Genomic DNA, 18310 nt, shown 5'->3' with positions numbered 1-18310 from the left:
CACAATATCACTCGTGGTGAGACCCGCACCCTGACCCTCCCCCGCAAGCGGGAGAGGGAACATAACCTCCTCGCGGCCGCAACCTGCTCTCATCCGATCTCAGCGCTCATTGACGAAGATCCTGATCAGGCTCGCCGGCTCCATGCGTGCCAGTCTAGCCACGGGGAGCGCCGCCGCACAGAGCGCTGCGACCAGCGCCACCGCGAGCAGCTCGATGAGCTGCAGCGGGAACACGTGGAACGGCAGCCGCCAGCCGAACGCCTTCACGTTGACGATCGCAAGCAGGCACCAGGCAACCAATAGCCCGAGCGGCAGCGCGAACAGCGCGGTGATCAGCGCGACCGCCATGGTCTTCAACAGCTCGAGCGCGGCGAGTCGCCGCCGCGTCAGGCCGATCGCCCACAGCGGGGCGAGCTGCGGCAGCCGCGAATTGGCGAGCGTGAGCAGGCTGGTCAACAGCGCCACGCCGGCAACCCCGAGCGTGAAGGCGTTGAGTGCCGCGGTCACCGAGAAGGTGCGGTTGAAGATCCGTTTCGATTCCGCCTTCATCGTCGCCTGGTCGGCGACATTGCGGTCGTCGAGCCCGAATGTTTGCTGCAGCGCTGCGATCAGCGGCGCGATCTTGCCCGGCGCGACGCGCAGGCCGATGCGGGTCATCGGTATCTGCGGGAAGTGCCGCGTCAGCGCGGCGAAGTTGACCGCGATCTGGCCCTTGGGATTGCCGTAGTCGGCATAGATGCCGACGATCTCGAGCGGCCAGTCGCCACCGGGGGTGGGCACGGAGATCCGGTCGCCGATCGCAAGCTTCATCCGCCGCGACAGCTGTTCGCTGACGAAGCAGGCGTCGCCGGGACGTAAGCGGATCCACGCATTCGCCGTGCTCTCGAGCAGCGGCCAGTTGTCGCGATAGGTCGCTTGGTCGGGCAGGCCGAGCACCTCGATCGGCGCGCCGCCGAACTTGGTGTCAGCGCGGCCGCCGGGCAGGATCGCCTTCACCTCCGGGCGTTCGCGCAGCCACGCCTTGATCTTGGTCGCCTGCGCGTCGCTCGCGGCATTGATGTAGACGTCGGCCGCGAGCCGGCCGTCGAGCCAGACCAGGAAAGTGCGGCTGAAACTCTTCACCATGGTGCCGACGCCGACATTGACGGCGAGCGCGAGCAGCAGCGCCATCAATGCCAGCGACAGGCCCGACAATTGCTGGCGGCTGTCGGCCCAGAACCAGATGCCGACCGGGCGCCGCGCGCTGCGCTCGCCAAGCGAGAGCGCGATCTCCAGGATCATCGGCAGGATCAGAGCCGCGCCGAGCATCAGCGCGGCGAGCACCGCAAAGCCCGCGAGCAGGGAATCGCCGAACCAGATCAGGACGCCGGCCACCGCGAACACCGCGATCGCCGCCGCGCTCTGGATCATGAGCCAGCGCCGCTGCGCCTGCCGCCACGCCTGCGGCTGCGCCGACGTCAACACCGGCATCCGGATTGCTTTGGTCAGGCTCGCGGCCGCCGCGGCCAACGCGCCCAGAATGCTGATGGCGATGCCGGCGAACCACCAAACGGGTTTGAGCGAAAGCTGGCCCGGGATCTGCGCGCCATAGAGCCCGCGCAAGGAGGCGGCGACGTCGGGCAACAGCGCCGCCGCGATGAAATAGCCGCAGACCAGGCCGATCAGGCCGGCGATCAGCGCCAGCGACACCAGCTCGACGACCAGCACGGTGTTGAGCATCCGTGCCGACACGCCGCAAGCGCGCAGCGTGCGCAGCATCGGCAGCCGCTGCTCGAAGGCGAGCCCGATCGCGGAGTTGACGATGAACAGGCCGACGAAGAACGACAGCAGGCCAAAGGCGGTGAGGTTGAGGTGAAAGCTATCGGTCAGCCGTTCAAGATCGGTCTCCGCGCTCGGCTCGACCAGCCGGAGCTTGTCGCCGGCCACGCTCTCCAACGCCGCGTGCGGCGTCTTGGACTTGCTGATCAGCAGCCGCGACAGCCGGTTCGGCATCTTCAGGATCTCTTGCGCGATTCCGATATCGACGACCAGCACGCCGGGCGCGAGCTCCGGCTGCACGCGTAAGGGAGGCAAGGCCATGCCGTTCGCCTGCGGCCGCGCGCCCTCGGTGAGGCCGAGGTCGCGCAACGTCTCCGGCGCCACCAGCATCTCGCCGGGCGGGGTGACGAAGGATTGCAGGCTGGCCTTGCCGATCGCGGGCGCGTTGCCGACCTCGGACGGCAAGGTGACCGGCTCGACGCCGAGCAGGCGATAGCTGCGCCCGTCGATCTGGACGCGGCCCTCCAGCATCGGCGACACCGGCCAGCCGGCGCGGCGCAGGTCAACGAACAGCTTTTGCGGGAATGTCGCGCTGTCCTTGCCGACCAGGACGGCGGTGCGCGAACCGCCGAAGGTGGCGGCGGCGCGGTCATAGGCGTTGCGCGCCTGCTGGTTCAGCGCCTGCACGCCGCTCCACAGCGCGGTCGCCGAGATCAGCCCGATCAGCAGGGTCGCGAGCTGCATCGGATGCCGGCGCCAGTGGCTGAGCAGCACGGCGAGGATCCAGAGCGCGCGCCTCATGCGATCACCCCGGCGTGCAGGGTGACCTGGCGGTCCAGCGTCGCGGCGAGCCGCACGCTGTGGGTGACCATCAGGAAGCCGCAGCCGGTGCGCGCCACGAGATCGCGCGCCAGCGCGAGCACCTCGTCGGCAGTGTCCTCGTCGAGATTGCCGGTCGGCTCGTCCGCGAGCAGCAACAGCGGCTTCGGCGCCAGCGCGCGGCCGATCGCGACGCGCTGCTGCTGGCCGCCCGACAATTGTTCCGGATAGCGCTTGAGCAGGGACTTCAGGCCGAGGCGCTCGACCAGCTCATCGTGCCATGCTGCATCGTGCCGCCCGGCGATGCGCGACTGGAAGGTGAGATTGTCCGCAACTGTCAGGCTCGGGATCAGGTTGAATTGCTGGAACACGAGGCCGAGCCGGTCGCGGCGCAGCTCGGCGCGGCCGGCATCGTCGAGCCCGGAGACCAGCGTGTCGGCAAGCCTGATCTCGCCGCCATCCGCGGCGTCCAGCCCCGCGATCAGATGCAGCAGCGTGCTCTTGCCGCTGCCGGATTCGCCGGTTAGCGCGACGCTCTCGCCGGTCGCAACGGCCAGATCGACGCCGCGCAGCACGGCGACATTCTCGCTCGTCGTACGATAGCTCTTGGTCAATCCGGTGACGCGGAGCAGCTCTGTGGTCTTCTCAGGCGGAGCGATGGCCGTGCCTCATTGCGGCTTCTGATACTTCAGGACGAACTCGTCGATCGGCACCGACGCCTTGAAGACGGGCATGTTCCTGGGGTCTTCAGGATGATGCAGGAAATCGCCCTCGGCGACCAGCTTGAAGCCGGCGGCTTCGATCTCCTGCTTCAGCGTGCCCTCTTCGATCCGGTGCAGCGTCTTGCCGACGCTCGCGCCGTCGCCGGGCTTGGCCGAATGGTCCGCGATCACGAGGAAGCCGCCGGGCTTGAGCGCGGCGAACATCTTCTTGTTCATGACGGCGCGATCGACCGGCATGTAAGTCATGTCGTGATAGGCGAAGAAGAAGGTGATCATGTCGAGGTTCGAGACCTCGGGCGGGATCGGGTCGTCGTAGTCGCGTACGACATGAACGACGTTCTTCATGGCCGGCTTCTGGGCGCGGGTGTCAAACTTGTCCTTCACATGCTGCGCGATCACGTCGGCCGAGTCCTGTGCGTAGATCTTGCCGGTCGGGCCGACGGTGCGCGCCAGCAATTCGGTGCTGTAGCCCGCGTTCGCTTCCATGTCGAGGATCGTCATGCCGGGCTTGACCCCCGCGAAGGCGAGCATCTTGGCGGGCTGCCGGCGCTGGTCGGCCAGGCGGTCCGAATCCGTGCGATCGGGCGCGGCGACGATCGTGGCATAGTCCGGGCTCGCGGCGTCCTCTGCGCGGGCATTTGGCGCGATGAGCAGCGCGATGGCCGCAAGCGCGGTGCTGACGGCGGTGCGGCGAAGGATCGATCTGTTCATGGCATGACCTCGGGGTTGGTTGTGGCGAGCATAGCAGCCGTCCCATGACAGATCACCGGTGCAATCAGGCGGCGACGCGATCGTGATCGATGTCGGGACGCGCGATGCGCAGCCATTGACCGTCGTGTCGCGGAGGCCACGGATCCCGAGGAAATGCGGTGTTGCGTTGTCCGGCGAGGCGTGGCTAGCATCTCCGGCAGGGGCCGATCTCACGAAGCCGACAAACGAAACGACGGGGAGCCAGACATGACGACGCAACCGACGCCCATGGATACGCCCAAGGGCGCCTGGAAGATCACCTTCCTGTTGTTCCTGTTCATGGTGGTGAACTTTGCGGACAAGATCGTGGTCGGGCTTGCCGGCGTGCCGATCAAGACTGACATGGGCCTCACCCAGGAGCAGTTCGGCACCCTCGGCTCATCTTTCTTTCTGCTGTTCTCGATCTCGGCGATCGTGGTCGGCTTTATCGTCAACCGTGCTTCGACGCGGTGGGTGCTGCTGATCCTGGCGGTTGTCTGGGCCTTGGCACAGTTTCCGATGATCGGGACCGTCAGCTTCACGACGCTGGTGATCTGTCGCATCATTCTCGGTGCCGGCGAGGGGCCGGCCTTCTCGGTCGCAGCCCACGCCATCTACAAATGGTTTCCGGATGAGAAGCGCACGCTGCCGACCGCGATCCTGTCGCAGGGCTCGGCGTTCGGCGTGATCCTCGCCGTGCCTGCGCTGAACTGGATCATCGTCCATCACAGCTGGCATCACGCCTTCGGCGCGCTTGGCATCGTCGGCCTGCTGTGGGCCGTTGCCTGGTTCGCGCTCGGCAAGGAAGGGCCGCTGGTGCCGACCGCGGCGGTCGCCGCCAACGAGCCGCGGATTCCCTACTCGAAACTGCTGACGTCACGCACCTTCGTCGGCTGCGTCATCGCCACCTTCGGCGCCTATTGGGCGCTGTCGCTCGGGCTCACCTGGTTTACGTCCTTCATCATCGAAGGGCTCGGCTTCTCGCAGCAGCAAGCCGGCTTCATCTCGATCCTGCCCTGGATCTTTGGCGCGACGATCGTGATCCTCACTGGGTGGATCTCGCAGCTGATGCTGGCGCGCGGCTTCACCACCCGTGGCGCGCGCGGCGTGCTCGGCTCGGTGCCGCTGATCGTCGGCGGCTGCATCCTCGCCTTGCTACCTCATGTCACGCCAGGCGCGCTGATGATCGCGCTTCTCGTGATCGGCTCCGGCCTGTGCGGGTCGATCTATGTGGTCTGCCCGCCGATGCTCGGCGAGTTCACTCCGGTATCGCAGCGCGGCGCGATCATCGCGATCTACGGCGCGCTGTACACGATCTCGGGCATCCTGGCGCCGATGGTGATGGGCAACGTGATCCAGCATTCCGGCGCGGCGCTGCAGGGCTACATGACTGGCTTCACCATCAATGCCGCGATCATGGCCGGCTCCGGCCTGCTCGGGCTGCTGCTGTTGTGGCCGAACACTGAACGCGCCCGGCTGACCGGCACGCCGCAGCAGGCCGGTGCGATCAAGGGCGCGGTGTCGCCGACGTGAGACTATGGGTTCACCCTCCCCGGAAAGGGGAGGGCAATCGCATATGCCGGTTGTGCTGCGCGTTCGATGCCGGTGATTTAATAGGTCTACCCACAAACTCGTCATGCCCGGGCTTGTCCCGGGCATCCACGTCTTTGGTTTTCCACGTGAAGGAAGACGCGGATGGCCGGGACAAGCCCGGCCATGACGACGCGGAATCCGGGCTACGTCGCTACGCGATCAATTCAATCCCTGCGCGCCGCGCACGAGCTTGCCGGGGCGTGCGCCGGTGGCCTTGCCGTCGCGTCGCGTGACGATGCCCGAGACGATGGTGGCGTCGTAGCCGTCGACCTGCTGCATCAGGCGGCGGCCGCCGACCGGCAGGTCGTAGTGCACCTTCGGCGGATGCAGATGCAGCCGGTCGTAGTCGATCACGTTGACGTCGGCCTTGAAGCCCGGCGCGATCACGCCGCGGTCGTGGAGCCCGACCGACAGTGCGGTCTTGCGCGACTGCGCCGCGACCACGAACGGGATCGAGAGCTTTTCGCCGCGGCTGCGGTCTCTCGTCCAGTGCGTCAAGAGATAGGTCGGGAAGCTGGCATCGCAGATGATGCCGCAATGCGCGCCGCCGTCACTCAATCCCGGCACGGCGCTGGGTTCGCGAAGCATCTCATGCACGGCATCGAGATTGCCGTCGGCATAATTCAGGAACGGCACATAGAGCATGCCGCGGCCCTCGTCCGTCAGCATCGCGTCGTAGGCGAGTTCTTCCGGCTGCCGGCCCTGGCGGCGCGCCTGCGGGCCGAGCGCGTTCTCCGGCGGCTGCTCATAGTCCGGGGGATTACCCAGCAGATAGATCTTGTCGTAGTTCGGCCGGAAGAACAGCGGATCGTCGGTCGCCGTCGCCGTTTCGCTCAGGATGGCCGCGCGCACCTCAGGCCGGCGCAAATGCGCGAGCCGCTCGGCCAGCGGCAGCTTGGCGATCGCGCGGTAGCTTGGATGGGTCTGGAACGGGTTGCGCGACAATTCCAGCCCAAGCAGCAGCCCAACGGGTCGCGCGGCGATCTGGGTTGTGATCGACAGGCCGCGGGCGGCGGCTTCATTGATGGTGTCCATCGTCTGCCGCCAGCGCCGCGGCGCCTTGTCGGCCTGGGCTACGGAAAACGAGATCGGGCATTTGGTATTGTCAGCGACCCGCAGCATCATCGGCAGATCTTCGTGGACGGTGCTCTGGTCGAGCACGAATTGCAGCACGCTGCGGCCGACGCCGTGCATTGCGCCGGCGATTGCGGTCAATTCGTCTTCGCCCGCTTTCAGCGTCGGCGTGTAGTCGCCGGTCGAGGTGCGGTGGTTGAGCGTGCGCGAGGTCGAGAAACCCAGTGCGCCGGCACGCACCGCGTCTCCGGCGAGCGCCGCCATCGCCTTGTTGTCTTCAGGCGTTGCGGGATCACGGCGCGCGCCGCGCTCGCCCATCACGTAGACGCGCAGCGCCGCATGCGGCAGTTGCGCGCCGATGTCCATGTCGAAATTGCGCTTCGACAGCCAGTCCATGTAGTCGGGGAAGCTCTCCCACTCCCAGGGAATGCCGGCGCTGAGCACCGGCTCCGGGATGTCCTCGACGCCTTCCATCAGCTGGATCAGCCTGGTGTGGTCGCTCGGCCGGCATGGCGCGAAGCCGACGCCGCAATTGCCCATGATCGCGGTGGTGACGCCGTTCTGCGACGACGGCGTGATGTCCTGGCTCCAGGTCACCTGACCGTCGTAATGGGTGTGGACGTCGACGAAGCCGGGCGTCACCAGTCTGCCCTTGGCGTCGATCTCTTCCTTGCCCTTGGCCTGCACCTTGCCGACCTCGGCGATGCGGCCGCCGGCGATGGCGACGTCCGCCTCAAAGAGTTCACCGCCCTTGCCGTCGGCAATGGTCCCGCCGCGGATCACGAGGTCAGGGGTCGAGGTCATGGCATTTCATCCCGTTGGCTGTTCTTGGTTAGCCGGCATCATGGGAGAGCCCATGATGCTGTCAACCGCTGCCGATGAAGCTCTGGGATGCGTTGGCGGCGTTTTACCAGCCAAGATCGCGCGACCGCCTGGTGGAAATTTGTTCCGCGGCGGGGAGCGGATGCCCCTCCGCCGCGGAGGCTGGTGTAGATCTATCGTGCGCCGAAGAAGGATGTCTTCTGGGTCTCTTCGGCCTGAAGCTTGGCGCGCACCCGCATCAGGTCCTTCCAGCCGATATAGCCGACGAGGCGCTGATCCTCGCGCGAAATCACCGGCAGGTGCGAGACGTTGACCTGCATCAGGCGGTCGGCGAGCCTATCAAGATATTCATCGGGATAGGCGACGGTGATCTTGCTTCCCGTCAACAGCTGGTTGAGCATCGCGGTGCGATGCTTGCCGGCGCGACGCCAGCGCAGCACGGCCGGCGGATCGATGACCCCGAGCACGTGATGGTTGGCATCGACAACGGGAAAGCTGGGGTGCCCGGTCTTCGGATTGGTCAGGAAGGCGGCGGCGCCGTGCAGCGTCATGGTATCGGGGACCGTCTCGACCGCCTTGGTCATCACGTCGCGCACACGCGTCAACGCGAACGGATCGACGCGGTACTCGCGCACCAAATGATGGCCGCGTCGGGCGACCTTCTCGGTGAGGATCGACCGCCGCATCAAAAGCACCGTGACGCCATGGGCGGTGCCGCAGGCCGCGATCAGCGGCAGCAGCACGTGGGTGTTGCCGGTGAGCTCGACGGCGAAGAAGGTTGCGGTCAGCGGCGAGCGCATCGTGCCGCCCATCGTCGCCGCCATCGCCAGCAGCGCCCAGAAGCCGGGGCTCGCGGACGGCAGATAGCCGCTCAGCGCCGTCCCCATCGCGCCGCCCATGATCAGCAGCGGCGCCAGCACGCCGCCCGACGTGCCCGAGCCGAGCGCGACCGACCAGATAATGGCCTTCACCACGAGCAGCAGCAACGCGGCCTTCAGCACCACGTCGCCGCGCAGCATCGCGGCAAGGTTGTCATAGCCCACGCCGAGCGCCTGCGGCTCGATCAGGCCGCCGAGGCCGACCACCAGGCCACCGATCAGCGGCCACCACATCCAGTGGATCGGGAGCTTCAGGAAGAAATCCTCGCAACCATAGACGAGCTGGGTGAGCACGCCCGACAGCAGCCCGGAGAGAATTCCGATCAGCACCCAGGCGCCGAGCTGGATCACCGAGATGTCGACGCTGCCGGTGAACGGGAACAGCGGGGTGGGCATGTGAAGGAAGGTGCGCTCGACCGCCGCCACCACGGCCGCGACCGTGACGGGAATGAAGCTGCGCGGCGTCCATTCGAACAGCAGCAGCTCGACCGCGAGCATGATCGCGGCGATCGGCGTTCCGAACACGGTGGTCATGCCGGCGGCGGCGCCCGCCACCAGCAGGGTCTTGCGCTCGTTGTCGCTCACCGGAAGCATCTGCGCGATCAGCGAGCCGATCGCGCCGCCCGTCATGATGATCGGGCCCTCGGCGCCGAACGGGCCGCCAGTGCCGATCGCGACCGCCGATGAGAGCGGCTTCAGAACCGCGACCTTGGCGTCGAGCCGGGAACGGCCGAGCAGAATGGCCTCGATCGCCTCCGGAATGCCGTGTCCGCGGATCTTCTCGCTGCCGAAACGCGCCATCAGGCCGATGATGAACGCGCCTGCGACCGGCACCAGCACGGCCCAAAGGCCGAGTGGCGAGTCCTGCAGCTTCAGGTCGGCGAAGCTGAACTGGCCAAAATAGGCGATGTTGGTGGCAAGCCTGATCAGTTGCAGCAGCACGACGCCGGCGATCACGCCGGCGCTGGCAACAACGACGGCGATGGCCGAGATCACCACGACGCGCGGGTCGGTCGTGAAGTCACCGAGACGGTGAGTGGTCTTGGCGGGGAGGTTCGATTTGGCGGAAAGGACGCTCATGGACGGCGGAAGGCCCGGATCAGGTTGACAATGGGCGGCCTCATATCGCATTGCGATATAATTACAAGCCGGAGATATGGAATGGCAGCGTCGAAAAATCCTCTGAAATCGCCTGGCCGGGCCCGAAAGCGGGTTCCGAGCCAGGCCGATTACGAGGCGCTGTCGCAATTTCGCTACCTGATCAGGTGTTTTCTGGAGTTCAGCCAGGAGGCCGCGAAAGCCGAGGGCCTGACGCCGCGGCAGCATCAGGCATTGCTGGCGATCCGGGGCTATCCGGGCGGCGGACCGGTCGCGATCGGCGATCTGGCCGAACGGCTGCGGCTTCGTCACCACACCACGGTCGAGCTCGTCGACCGGCTCTCCGAGGCAGGGCTGGTCGAGCGCGTCCTCGATCCCTCCGACCAGCGGCGGGTGCTGTTGAAGCTGACCGGCCTCGCGGCCGATCATCTCGCCAAGCTGTCCGCGGCTCACCTGGATGAGCTGTCGCGGATCGAGCCGCTGCTGAAGCAGGTGCTGTCGCGACGATCGGAATGAATGCGCCTTCGCTCGCGACCTATCCGACGCGGCGCAATCACGCCGCGCCAGGGGCTTCCGCGTCAGGCGCGTCGGCTCGTCGCCTCGGCGGGATATTCCGAGGTTTGCGGCTTGCGCTCGGTGACCAGCGCCAGCAGCACCGTCAGCACCATGAACACCACGGAGGCGCCGAACACCCAATGCGGCATGTGCTGGTCCATGATCCAGCCGAACAGCAGCGGGCTCACGATGCCGCCGAAGTTGAAGCCGGTGGAGACGATGCCGAAGGCACGGCCTGCGGCGCCGGGCGGTGCGGCGTTGCGCACCATCATGTCGCGAGACGGCGCGATCACGCCGCCGAGGAATCCGGCAAGGCCCATCGCCAGCGTCAGCACCGCCGACGGCAGATTGACCAGCGCGATAAGCAGCACGAGCGCGGCATTGACGGCGAAGCAGGCCGCCGCGACCTGGCTGTGGCGGTGAGTCCAGTCGGCGAGATAGCCGCCGGCGAGCACGCCCACGGCGCTGGCGCCGAGGAATGCGGTCAGCGCGATGTTGGCGGTCGAGAACGATGCGCCATAACCGCCCATCAGCGCGACCACGCCGAAATTGTTGATGCCTGATGTCGACAGGCTGAGCAGCGTGAAGAAGGCCGTGAGCACGATGAGCGCCGGCGTGATCACGCTGGCCTTCGGCGCGGTGTCGTCCTTGGCCTTGGTCCTGTTCGCGCCCGCATCGGGGATGCCGAGCACGATCAGAAACAGCGCCACCAGCGGGCCGACTGCGCCGGCCACGATCAGGGCGCCGAGCCCGCCGATTGAAGCGACCAGCGCCGCGATGATCGCCGGCGCCACCGCGCCGCCGAGGAAGCCGGCGAAGGTATGGATCGAGAAGGCGCGGCCCATCCGCGCCGCGTCCATATGCGCCGAGAGGATGGCGTAGTCGGCCGGATGGTAGACGCTGTTGGCGAGCCCTAGCAGCACGGCGCAGACGATCAGCGAAGAATAGCTCAGGTGCAGGCCGAGCCCGATCAACGCACAGCCGCCGACGGCCAGCCCAATCAGCAGGATCCTGCGCGCCCCGATATGGTCGGCGAGGTAGCCGATCGGCGCCTGGGTCAGGCCAGAGACCACCGCGAACACCGTCAGCGCGAATCCGAGCTCCACATAACCGACACCGAGCTGCTGCTTCAGGAACGGGAACAGCATCGGCAGCACGAAGATATGGAAATGGCTGACCCAATGCGCGACGGAAATCCCCGTCAGCGTGCGGAGCGCGCTGTCGGCCTTCGCTTGTTGCGGTGCGGCCAGAACGTCGACCATCTCAAAGAGAACCCCATGTCGTCACTGCCCGGCAGGGCGCCATGAAAAATAGACATTGGCCAATAATTGTCCATGAACGCAGCTGCATGGCTGCCCCCGGGGTGGGTGCCGGATCGACACGTGCGGCATTAAAGGCGGCGACAAAGCGCGGCGGTGCGGCGATGATCGGCCATGATCGACGCCAAAAAGCCGCTCCGGGTGCTCGTGTCAGAGGGATCCAGCACCTCTGGCCGCGAGGCGATCACGATTCTGGGTGCGGCCGGCCATCACATCGAGGTCTGCGACCCCTCGCGCTGGTGCCTGGCGCGCTATTCGCGCCTTGTCCGCAAATTCCACCATTGTCCCGGCCTGCGCAGCGATCCGGGCGGCTTCCTGCGCTTCGTCGAGCGTTTGTTGGCATCGCAACATTTCGACGTGCTGTTGCCGACCCATGAGCAGGGTTTCCTGTTCGCCCGGGCCGAGGCGCGGCTGAAGCCGCGCGCTGGGCTCGCACTGCCGGATTTCGCCAGCTACCGCAGGGTGCACAGCAAGGCAGGTTTCAGCCGCCTGCTCGATCAGCTCGGCCTGCCGCAGCCGCCGACCCGGATCGTGACTTCGCTCGACGAACTGCGCGAAGCGACGCGGTTTCCGTCGGTGATCAAGACGTCGATCGGCACCGCCAGCCGCGGGGTGTGGATCGTGCGCGACGCAGGCGATCTCAATCTCGCGCTCTACGATCTCGAAAGGAGTGGCGACCCTGGCGGCAAGCTATTGGTGCAGGACCTCGTCACCGGCACCACCGAGAAGGGGCAGTCGGTGTTTTGCCACGGCAAATTGCTTGGCTTCCATGCCTATCGGCAGGTCGCCGCCGGAGTCGGCGGCGGCGAGGCGATCAAGGAGAGCGTCAGCCGGCCGGCGATCCGCGGCTATCTCGAGGCGATCGGCGCGCACCTCAATTGGCACGGCGCGCTCTCGGTCGATGTCATCATGCCGCTCGACAGCGCAACTCCGCTGCTGATCGACTGCAATCCGCGGCTGGTCGAGCCGATGAACGCGCACCGCGCCGGCACCGATCTCGTCGATCTGCTGCTGCGCGTCTCGCGCGGCGAGACGCCGGAGCCGCTTGCCGAGAGCCGCGCCGGCGTGCGGACGCATCTTGCGATGCTGGCGCTGCTCGGCAGCGCATCACGCGACGGCACGCGGCGCGACATCATCGGGGAATGCGGCCGCATCGCCGCGGGCAGCGGTCCCTATCGGGGCAGCACCGAGGAACTGACGCCCGTGCGGCTCGATTGGCCAAGCGCGCTGCCGCTGGCGATGACGGCTGCACTCCTGCTGGCATCGCCGCAGCTCGCATCGTCGCTATCGCGCGGCGGCTTTGGCGCGCATCTGCTCGATGCCGCGAGCATCCGAATGATCGAGAGTGAGGGGTTCTTGGACGATGCTTCAACACGTCGTCCTGGCGAAAGCCGGGACCCATAACCACCACTGAAAGTTTGGTAGCAGGCTGGGGCCGTAGCTCCCGCGCCAACTCGCTTCAGTGGTAATGGGTCCTGGCTTTCCGCCAGGACGACGGCGTGGATAGGTATGGGCCTACAACGGCTCGTCGTCATTGCCGTGGCGGTCGAGCTTCGGCGTGGCGATGTCGCCGTCCTCGTAATACTCGTCGTCCTGCGCCGATGGGGACGGCGGAGGCTTTTTCGGCGGCTCGCTGGCCTTGCTGCGGCCCTTGCTCTTCTTTCCGGCCTTGCCCATGCATTTCCCCTGCGCGGTCGATGGTTGCCGGAAAGTCTACCCCAGTTTGCAAGCGCTTGAAATGCGAGCAGACGGCGCGGCGGGATCGCCTTCCGCCGCGCCGCAACAAGTCAGAACGTCGCGCCCGCTCGCACCATGTAGGTCCGGCCCGGCAGCGGATAGGCGGAGAAGCGGCCCGCGGTGAACGAGCTGGCGATGGCGTAGTCGTAGTAGAGTAGAGCGCGTTGAACAGGTTGTTCACGCTGACCGACCTCAGGTGAAGCCAATGCCTGTACTCCCCGACCGGCATCGTCGCGTGTGACCACGGCTGACGGCAGGTCTCCTGACTCGCGGGTCGTTACCCTTCGTCGCCTTCCCAGGACCGAGATTCCCAGTGGCCTGTGACGAAGGATTCACCGCATACAGTTGCGGGGGCAGCCGCGGCCTTGGGGGGCCGTACCGCATTCCCTTTTCATCTCATGAAAGAACCGTCATGGTCACTAGGGTTCGGCCGGCGACCAAAGTCAATCCCGGCGGAAGTGCGGCTGCGGCCGGACGGGCACGGTTTTCACCGAGTGTCGCTTGCCTGCCACGGCGTTCGCTGTAAGAGCTTTGATCCGATGAACGTGCAGGATTTTGCCCTGGTGGCCGGGGTCGCGGCGCGGCGCCGCTTGGGCGCGACCGTGGCGCTCACGGCGCTCGTGGTGTTGCTCGTGCTGATCTCGCTCGGCATCGGGCCGGTGCGGCTTTCGCCGCTCAAGGTGATCGAGGCGCTATTCGGCGGCGGCAGCGACGTGGCGCAGGTGATCGTGTGCGAGATCCGGCTGCCGCGGACCATCCTGGCGTTTGCGATCGGCGGCATTCTGGGATTGTCGGGCGCCGCGCTGCAGGGGCTGCTGCGCAACCCGCTGGCCTCGCCGTCGCTGTTCGGCGCGCCGCAGGCCGCGGCGTTCGGCGCGGTGCTGGTGATCGCGCTGGGGCTCGCCGACGTGCGGTCCTACGCGCTGCCGGTCGCAGCGATCATCGCGGCGTTCGGCTCGGTGTTCGCCCTGCTTGCGATCGCGGGACGCAACGCCGGACTGTTGATCCTGATCCTCTCGGGTCTCGCGATCTCCAGCTTCGCGGGCGCCGCGACGGCGCTGGTGATGAACCTCTCGAGCAATCCGTTCGTGGCGCTGGAGATCGCGTTCTGGCTGCTCGGCTCGCTGGAGGACCGCAGCTTCCAGCATGTCGCGATTGCGCTGCCCTTCATCCTGGCCGGCGCGGTCGTCCTGCTCAGCCAGGCAAGCAGTTTCCGCGCGCTGACGCTCGGCGAGGAGGCGGCGCAGAGCCTTGGCGTCGATGTCGGGCGCTTGCGGCTGTTCGTCATCTCGGGTGTCGCGCTCGGGGTCGGCGGTGCGGTCGCCGTGACAGGGACGATCGGTTTCATCGGACTGGTCGCGCCGCATCTGATGCGGCCCCTGATCGGCCACGATCCGGCGCGGCTCCTGGTGCCGAGCGCGCTCGCGGGCGCGGCGCTGCTGCTGGCGGCCGATATCGCGGTGCGCATCATCCCCTCGACCTCCGACATCAAGGTCGGCGTGCTGACCTCGATCATCGGCGTGCCGTTCTTCCTCTATCTGATCATGCGCGAACGCCGCGCGCTCGGCGGAGGCGTGGCATGACGCTGCTGTCCGCAACCAATCTCAACGCCTCGCTCGGCCGCCGGGACGTGCTGCACGACATCTCGCTGTCGCTGTCGTCGGGGCATCTGGTGGCGCTGGTTGGTCCGAACGGCGCGGGCAAGACCACGCTGCTCCGCGCGCTGGCCGGGCTGATCCCCTCCAGCGGCGACATCAGGATCGGCGGCGATGCGCTGTCGTCGCTGTCCTTGCGCGAGCGCGCCAGGCGCTTTGCCTATCTGCCGCAGGGGCACATGGTGCACTGGCCGCTGCCGGCGCGCGACATCGTCGCGCTCGGCCGCTATCCGCACGGCGCGACCGATCCGGCCCGGCTGTCGCCTGACGACATGGAGGCGGTGCTGCGGGCGATGCAGGCGGTCGATGTCACCGCGTTCAGCGACCGCCGCGTCACCGAACTCTCCGGCGGCGAGCGCAGCCGCGTCGCGCTGGCCCGCGTGCTCGCGGTGGAGGCGCCTGTCATCCTCGCCGACGAACCGACGGCCTCGCTCGATCCCCGCCATCAGATCGACGTGATGCAGAGGCTGCGTAGCGTCGCCGACACGGGCGTACTCGTGATCGTCGTAACCCACGATCTCGGCCTCGCCGCGCGCTTTGCGGATCATGTGCTGGTGCTGTCGGAGGGACGATTGGCATCGCAGGGCGCGCCTGCTGAGGCGCTGTCGGAAGCGGTGATGGCCGAAGTGTTCCGGATCAGCGCCTATCGCGCCGAGTATCAGCGCGAGGCGGTGATCGTGCCCTGGGCGGACGTGTGATGTGCGCGCGGTATCACGGCGAGTTCGCTGCACCTCTCCCGCTTCCGGGGGAAGTCGCTGCGCTCAACGAGCGCAGCGGGAGGGGGCTCTCCCCACAATACGATTCGCGGCAAGACCCCCACCCCAGCCCTCCCCCGCAAGCGGGAGAGGGGGCGCAGCCCCGTCGTGGCCGACAGCTTTGCTCATTCCTTTGCGCGCTGACGTTTGCCGCTCTGGCTTGGATGATGTCAGCCAGCGCCTCGCTCGCCGCCGGACCACGCATCGCCTCGATGAATGTCTGCACCGACCAGCTCGTGCTGTCGCTGGCTGATCCGGATCAGATCCTCGGGCTCAGCCCGTTCGCACGCGATGCCTGGCAATCCTGGGCGGCCGACGCGGCGCGGCGCTATCCTGTTCTGTCCGGCGGAGCCGAGGACGTGCTGGTGCTGAAGCCGGATGTTGTGGTGGTCAGCCGGTTCGACAAGCGCGAGACGCGCGACCTGCTGAAGGCCAATGGGCTTCATCTTGTCGAATTCTCCGTGCCGCGCACGCTCGACGAGGTGAAGGCACAAATCCGCGAGATGGGCGATGTCGTGCAACATGCGGATCGCTCCAGCGCCGAGATCGCACGCCTCGATGCTGCAATCGCCCGTGCGCGGGCCGCGGTCACCGCTCATCATTATCGCGTGCTGCCGCTGGAGCGGCGCGGCTGGGTATCCGGCAAGAACAGCCTGGTCAGCTCATTGTTGACTGAAGTCGGCCTGGTCAATGCCGCCGGCGAACTCGGCCTCGAGGCCGGCGGATTTGCCTCGCTGGAGGCGATCGTGAAGCTGCGGCCGGATTTCATTCTGGTGTCGGAAGCCGGCGATCGCGCCGAGGACGAGGGCCGCGCCTTCCTGCTGCATCCCGCGCTGGAGCGCTTCTATCCGCCGGACAAGCGCATCGTGCTGCCCGGGCGGCTCACCGTGTGCGGCGGCGTGATGCTCGCCGACGCGCTGGATCGCCTGACGGCGGAATTGAAGCGGGTGACGCGTTGACCCTGTATCCGGGCTACGAAATCATCCGGGCATTACCGGGCCGCCGGCCTTCTTCCAGGCGTCGATGCCGCCTTCGATGTGGGCGGTGTTCGCTAATCCCGCTTTCTTTGCGGCGGCCACCGCCATCGCCGAGCGTTCGCCGAAGGCGCAGAAGAACACGACGCGGCGGCCGGTTGCGGCCGCGACCTCGCGCAGCATGCCGCCGGGCTGCAGGCTCTCGCAGATGCCGGGGTAGGGCGCGTGCATCGCGCCGGGGAGCGTGCCGTGCTTGGCTCGCTCGCCATTCTCGCGCAGATCGACCAGCAAGATATCGGGCCGGCCGAGGCTCGCGATGGCGTCGCGCGCGGTCAGTGCAAGCCCCTGCTTGGCGAGCTCGTCCTGGTGCAAGCCGACATGCATGTTGGCAGGCACGGCGACGTCCATCATCTTGGGATTCGGCAGATGGAGGTTGTTCATCAGCTCGACATAGTCGTCGACCGACTTCACCTGCAGGCGGGGATTGTAGCGCTTCTCCTCGCCGATGGTGGAGACGGTGTCGCCCTTGTAGTCGTGGGCGGGGAACACCATCGTCTCGTCGGGCAACTTCAACAGGCGGTTGAAGATCGAGTCGTATTGCTCCCGCGCGCTGCCGTTCTGGAAATCGGTGCGGCCGGTGCCGCGGATCAACAGCGTATCGCCGGTGAAGACGCGGTCGCCCATCAAATAGCTATAGGAATCGTCGGTGTGGCCGGGCGTGTACATCGCCTCGAGGCAAAGGCCTTCGATCGTTACCCTGTCGCCGTCGGAGACGCGCATCGACACCACGTCAGCCTTGCTCTGCTCGCCCATGATCGTGATGCACTGGGTACGGTCGCGCAGCTCGGCGAGACCGGTGACGTGGTCGGCGTGCAGGTGGGTATCGACGGCCTTGACCAGCCGCAGGTCGAGTTCCTGCAGCAGCTTGCAGTAACGGTCGGCTTTCTCCAGCACCGGATCGAGGATCAGTGCCTCGCCGCCGGCGCGGCTCGCGAGCAGATAGCTGTAGGTGCCGGACACGCTGTCGAACAGCTGGCGAAAGATCATGGCGGCTTACCTATTCTTCGGATCGAGTCTCAAGGAGGATATTATTCCATAGATATGGTCTGCTCAAAGCAAATCCATCCCTGCGCTCATCCGTCACCGTCACCCCGCGCGCAACGGCTTTGCCCTTGTCGCTGGAGGAGTCTGCCAACGGGTCCGCGCGAAGCGCGGCCCGATGATAGGCTCCGCAGCCGTCTCGAAGGGCGACGGCCCGACTCTTTCCGCAAGAGGGGCAAATGCGCGCTGAAGAATTGGGGGCCGTGCATCCTTCGAGACGCCGCTATGCGGCTCCTCAGGATGATGGGGCCTAAGGAGGTTTTGAGGTGCGTGGCGTTAAGGCCTGACGTAGCTCCAGCCCTGCTCCTGCAGCTCCATCAGATGGACCACGCCTGACGGTACGATGGTGGCGTCCGGGACCACCGAGATGGCATGGCCCTCGGTTTTCTCCATGGCCTGCTTGGTGTTGTTGCAGGCGGAGAACTGGATCTTGCCCGGAAACACCAGGTCCTTCAGCCGCTTGATGCGGTCCTGCACCGGCGAGGTGTCGCTGCGCAGCATGTTGAGGCCGGGGCCGTAGGTGACGATGTCGACGTCCACGTCCTCGTTCTTGGCGCGGTAGTATTCGATGACATTCGTCGCGTTGTTGAGCGCGAGATTCATCACCTGCGGGTCGTTCTGGTCGACCTGGATTGCGATGCGGTGCGGCTTGTCGGTGGCGAAGGCGGTTGCTGTGAGCGCGAGCGACACCGCACCAGCGGTGGCAAGGCGACGAAGCATG

The 18310-nt window shown here is 66.6% G+C and carries 16 protein-coding genes and 1 riboswitch; of the genes, 6 read left to right on the top strand and 10 right to left on the bottom strand.

The genetic code is table 11. The annotated features are described in order from the left end of the window. Window positions 1-99: 99 nt before the first annotated feature. The 3 genes from MTX19_RS38370 to MTX19_RS38360 are packed head-to-tail and all read right to left on the bottom strand — an operon-like array spanning window position 100 to window position 4010. Entirely contained in the window at window positions 100-2559 is a 2460-nt protein-coding gene (locus MTX19_RS38370; RefSeq protein WP_280985758.1) for an ABC transporter permease, read from the bottom strand. Then, complete coding sequence (locus tag MTX19_RS38365) at window positions 2556-3209, bottom strand: ABC transporter ATP-binding protein (protein WP_280984634.1); 654 nt, start codon at window positions 3207-3209, stop codon at window positions 2556-2558. The genes MTX19_RS38370 and MTX19_RS38365 overlap by 4 nt, the downstream gene beginning before the upstream one ends. A 36-nt stretch (window positions 3210-3245) precedes the next feature. After that, the gene (locus MTX19_RS38360; RefSeq protein ID WP_280981795.1) at window positions 3246-4010 is read right to left on the bottom strand and encodes a class I SAM-dependent methyltransferase; all 765 of its coding nucleotides are present in this window, start codon (window positions 4008-4010) and stop codon (window positions 3246-3248) included. A 246-nt stretch (window positions 4011-4256) separates the two neighbouring features. On the opposite strand from MTX19_RS38360, the gene MTX19_RS38355 reads away from it, so the two are divergent. Beyond that, window positions 4257-5561 carry an MFS transporter gene (locus MTX19_RS38355; RefSeq protein WP_280981794.1) on the top strand — a complete coding sequence of 435 codons (1305 nt, stop codon included), beginning with the start codon at window positions 4257-4259 and terminating at the stop codon, window positions 5559-5561. Window positions 5562-5780: 219 nt separating this feature from the next. Here MTX19_RS38355 and MTX19_RS38350 read toward each other — a convergent pair whose 3' ends face one another. Together MTX19_RS38350 and MTX19_RS38345 are read right to left on the bottom strand one after the other, a co-directional pair. Then, window positions 5781-7499 carry an amidohydrolase family protein gene (locus MTX19_RS38350; RefSeq protein WP_280981793.1) on the bottom strand — a complete coding sequence of 573 codons (1719 nt, stop codon included), beginning with the start codon at window positions 7497-7499 and terminating at the stop codon, window positions 5781-5783. A gap of 191 nt (window positions 7500-7690) precedes the next feature. After that, complete coding sequence (locus MTX19_RS38345; protein ID WP_280981792.1) at window positions 7691-9475, bottom strand: chloride channel protein; 1785 nt, start codon at window positions 9473-9475, stop codon at window positions 7691-7693. A gap of 81 nt (window positions 9476-9556) precedes the next feature. On the opposite strand from MTX19_RS38345, the gene MTX19_RS38340 reads away from it, so the two are divergent. Continuing rightward, window positions 9557-10009 (top strand): MarR family transcriptional regulator, encoded by a 453-nt coding sequence (locus MTX19_RS38340; RefSeq protein ID WP_280981791.1) that lies wholly within the window; start codon window positions 9557-9559, stop codon window positions 10007-10009. A 62-nt stretch (window positions 10010-10071) separates the two neighbouring features. Here MTX19_RS38340 and MTX19_RS38335 read toward each other — a convergent pair whose 3' ends face one another. Continuing rightward, a complete protein-coding gene (locus tag MTX19_RS38335; RefSeq protein ID WP_280981790.1) occupies window positions 10072-11310 on the bottom strand; it encodes an MFS transporter in 1239 nt (412 codons plus the stop codon). A 171-nt stretch (window positions 11311-11481) separates the two neighbouring features. On the opposite strand from MTX19_RS38335, the gene MTX19_RS38330 reads away from it, so the two are divergent. Beyond that, a complete protein-coding gene (locus MTX19_RS38330; protein ID WP_280981789.1) occupies window positions 11482-12771 on the top strand; it encodes a hypothetical protein in 1290 nt (429 codons plus the stop codon). A 111-nt stretch (window positions 12772-12882) separates the two neighbouring features. On the opposite strand, the gene MTX19_RS38325 is transcribed toward MTX19_RS38330, so the two are convergent. Beyond that, window positions 12883-13044 (bottom strand): hypothetical protein, encoded by a 162-nt coding sequence (locus MTX19_RS38325; protein ID WP_280981788.1) that lies wholly within the window; start codon window positions 13042-13044, stop codon window positions 12883-12885. A gap of 110 nt (window positions 13045-13154) precedes the next feature. Then, window positions 13155-13310 carry a hypothetical protein gene (locus MTX19_RS38320; RefSeq protein ID WP_280981787.1) on the bottom strand — a complete coding sequence of 52 codons (156 nt, stop codon included), beginning with the start codon at window positions 13308-13310 and terminating at the stop codon, window positions 13155-13157. Between the two features lie 28 nt (window positions 13311-13338). Next, a riboswitch (cobalamin riboswitch) is annotated at window positions 13339-13531 on the bottom strand. Window positions 13532-13643: 112 nt separating this feature from the next. Between MTX19_RS38320 and MTX19_RS38315 the strand changes: the two genes are divergently transcribed. The 3 genes from MTX19_RS38315 (at window position 13644) to MTX19_RS38305 (ending at window position 16473) form a co-directional block, all read left to right on the top strand. Further along, complete coding sequence (locus tag MTX19_RS38315) at window positions 13644-14687, top strand: iron ABC transporter permease (protein WP_280981786.1); 1044 nt, start codon at window positions 13644-13646, stop codon at window positions 14685-14687. Continuing rightward, entirely contained in the window at window positions 14684-15457 is a 774-nt protein-coding gene (locus MTX19_RS38310; RefSeq protein ID WP_280981785.1) for an ABC transporter ATP-binding protein, read from the top strand. The genes MTX19_RS38315 and MTX19_RS38310 overlap by 4 nt, the downstream gene beginning before the upstream one ends. 224 nt (window positions 15458-15681) lie before the next feature. Continuing rightward, window positions 15682-16473, top strand: a complete 792-nt coding sequence (locus MTX19_RS38305; RefSeq protein ID WP_348638256.1) for an ABC transporter substrate-binding protein — start codon at window positions 15682-15684, stop codon at window positions 16471-16473. Window positions 16474-16494: 21 nt separating this feature from the next. On the opposite strand, the gene MTX19_RS38300 is transcribed toward MTX19_RS38305, so the two are convergent. Then, a complete protein-coding gene (locus tag MTX19_RS38300; protein ID WP_280981783.1) occupies window positions 16495-17535 on the bottom strand; it encodes an MBL fold metallo-hydrolase in 1041 nt (346 codons plus the stop codon). 330 nt (window positions 17536-17865) lie between these two features. Then, a complete protein-coding gene (locus MTX19_RS38295; protein WP_280981782.1) occupies window positions 17866-18309 on the bottom strand; it encodes a DsrE family protein in 444 nt (147 codons plus the stop codon). Between the last annotated feature and the right edge of the window lies 1 nt (window position 18310).

The sequence above is a fragment of the Bradyrhizobium sp. ISRA464 genome (assembly GCF_029910095.1).
Classification (GTDB): domain Bacteria; phylum Pseudomonadota; class Alphaproteobacteria; order Rhizobiales; family Xanthobacteraceae; genus Bradyrhizobium.
The sequence above is the reverse complement of the archived record's forward strand: the minus strand, read 5'-3'. Positions and strand labels throughout refer to the sequence as shown.

What these genes read in the sequence shown, in the direction of transcription:
- MTX19_RS38370 (WP_280985758.1), bottom strand. Translation starts at nt 2,559, where the DNA reads ATGAGGCGCGCGCTCTGGATCCTCGCCGTGCTGCTCAGCCACTGGCGC.
- MTX19_RS38360 (WP_280981795.1), bottom strand. Translation starts at nt 4,010, where the DNA reads ATGAACAGATCGATCCTTCGCCGCACCGCCGTCAGCACCGCGCTTGCG.
- MTX19_RS38355 (WP_280981794.1), top strand. Translation starts at nt 4,257, where the DNA reads ATGACGACGCAACCGACGCCCATGGATACGCCCAAGGGCGCCTGGAAG.
- MTX19_RS38350 (WP_280981793.1), bottom strand. Translation starts at nt 7,499, where the DNA reads ATGACCTCGACCCCTGACCTCGTGATCCGCGGCGGGACCATTGCCGAC.
- MTX19_RS38345 (WP_280981792.1), bottom strand. Translation starts at nt 9,475, where the DNA reads ATGAGCGTCCTTTCCGCCAAATCGAACCTCCCCGCCAAGACCACTCAC.
- MTX19_RS38340 (WP_280981791.1), top strand. Translation starts at nt 9,557, where the DNA reads ATGGCAGCGTCGAAAAATCCTCTGAAATCGCCTGGCCGGGCCCGAAAG.
- MTX19_RS38335 (WP_280981790.1), bottom strand. Translation starts at nt 11,310, where the DNA reads ATGGTCGACGTTCTGGCCGCACCGCAACAAGCGAAGGCCGACAGCGCG.
- MTX19_RS38330 (WP_280981789.1), top strand. Translation starts at nt 11,482, where the DNA reads ATGATCGACGCCAAAAAGCCGCTCCGGGTGCTCGTGTCAGAGGGATCC.
- MTX19_RS38325 (WP_280981788.1), bottom strand. Translation starts at nt 13,044, where the DNA reads ATGGGCAAGGCCGGAAAGAAGAGCAAGGGCCGCAGCAAGGCCAGCGAG.
- MTX19_RS38315 (WP_280981786.1), top strand. Translation starts at nt 13,644, where the DNA reads ATGAACGTGCAGGATTTTGCCCTGGTGGCCGGGGTCGCGGCGCGGCGC.
- MTX19_RS38310 (WP_280981785.1), top strand. Translation starts at nt 14,684, where the DNA reads ATGACGCTGCTGTCCGCAACCAATCTCAACGCCTCGCTCGGCCGCCGG.
- MTX19_RS38305 (WP_348638256.1), top strand. Translation starts at nt 15,682, where the DNA reads ATGTCAGCCAGCGCCTCGCTCGCCGCCGGACCACGCATCGCCTCGATG.
- MTX19_RS38300 (WP_280981783.1), bottom strand. Translation starts at nt 17,535, where the DNA reads ATGATCTTTCGCCAGCTGTTCGACAGCGTGTCCGGCACCTACAGCTAT.
- MTX19_RS38295 (WP_280981782.1), bottom strand. Translation starts at nt 18,309, where the DNA reads ATGCTTCGTCGCCTTGCCACCGCTGGTGCGGTGTCGCTCGCGCTCACA.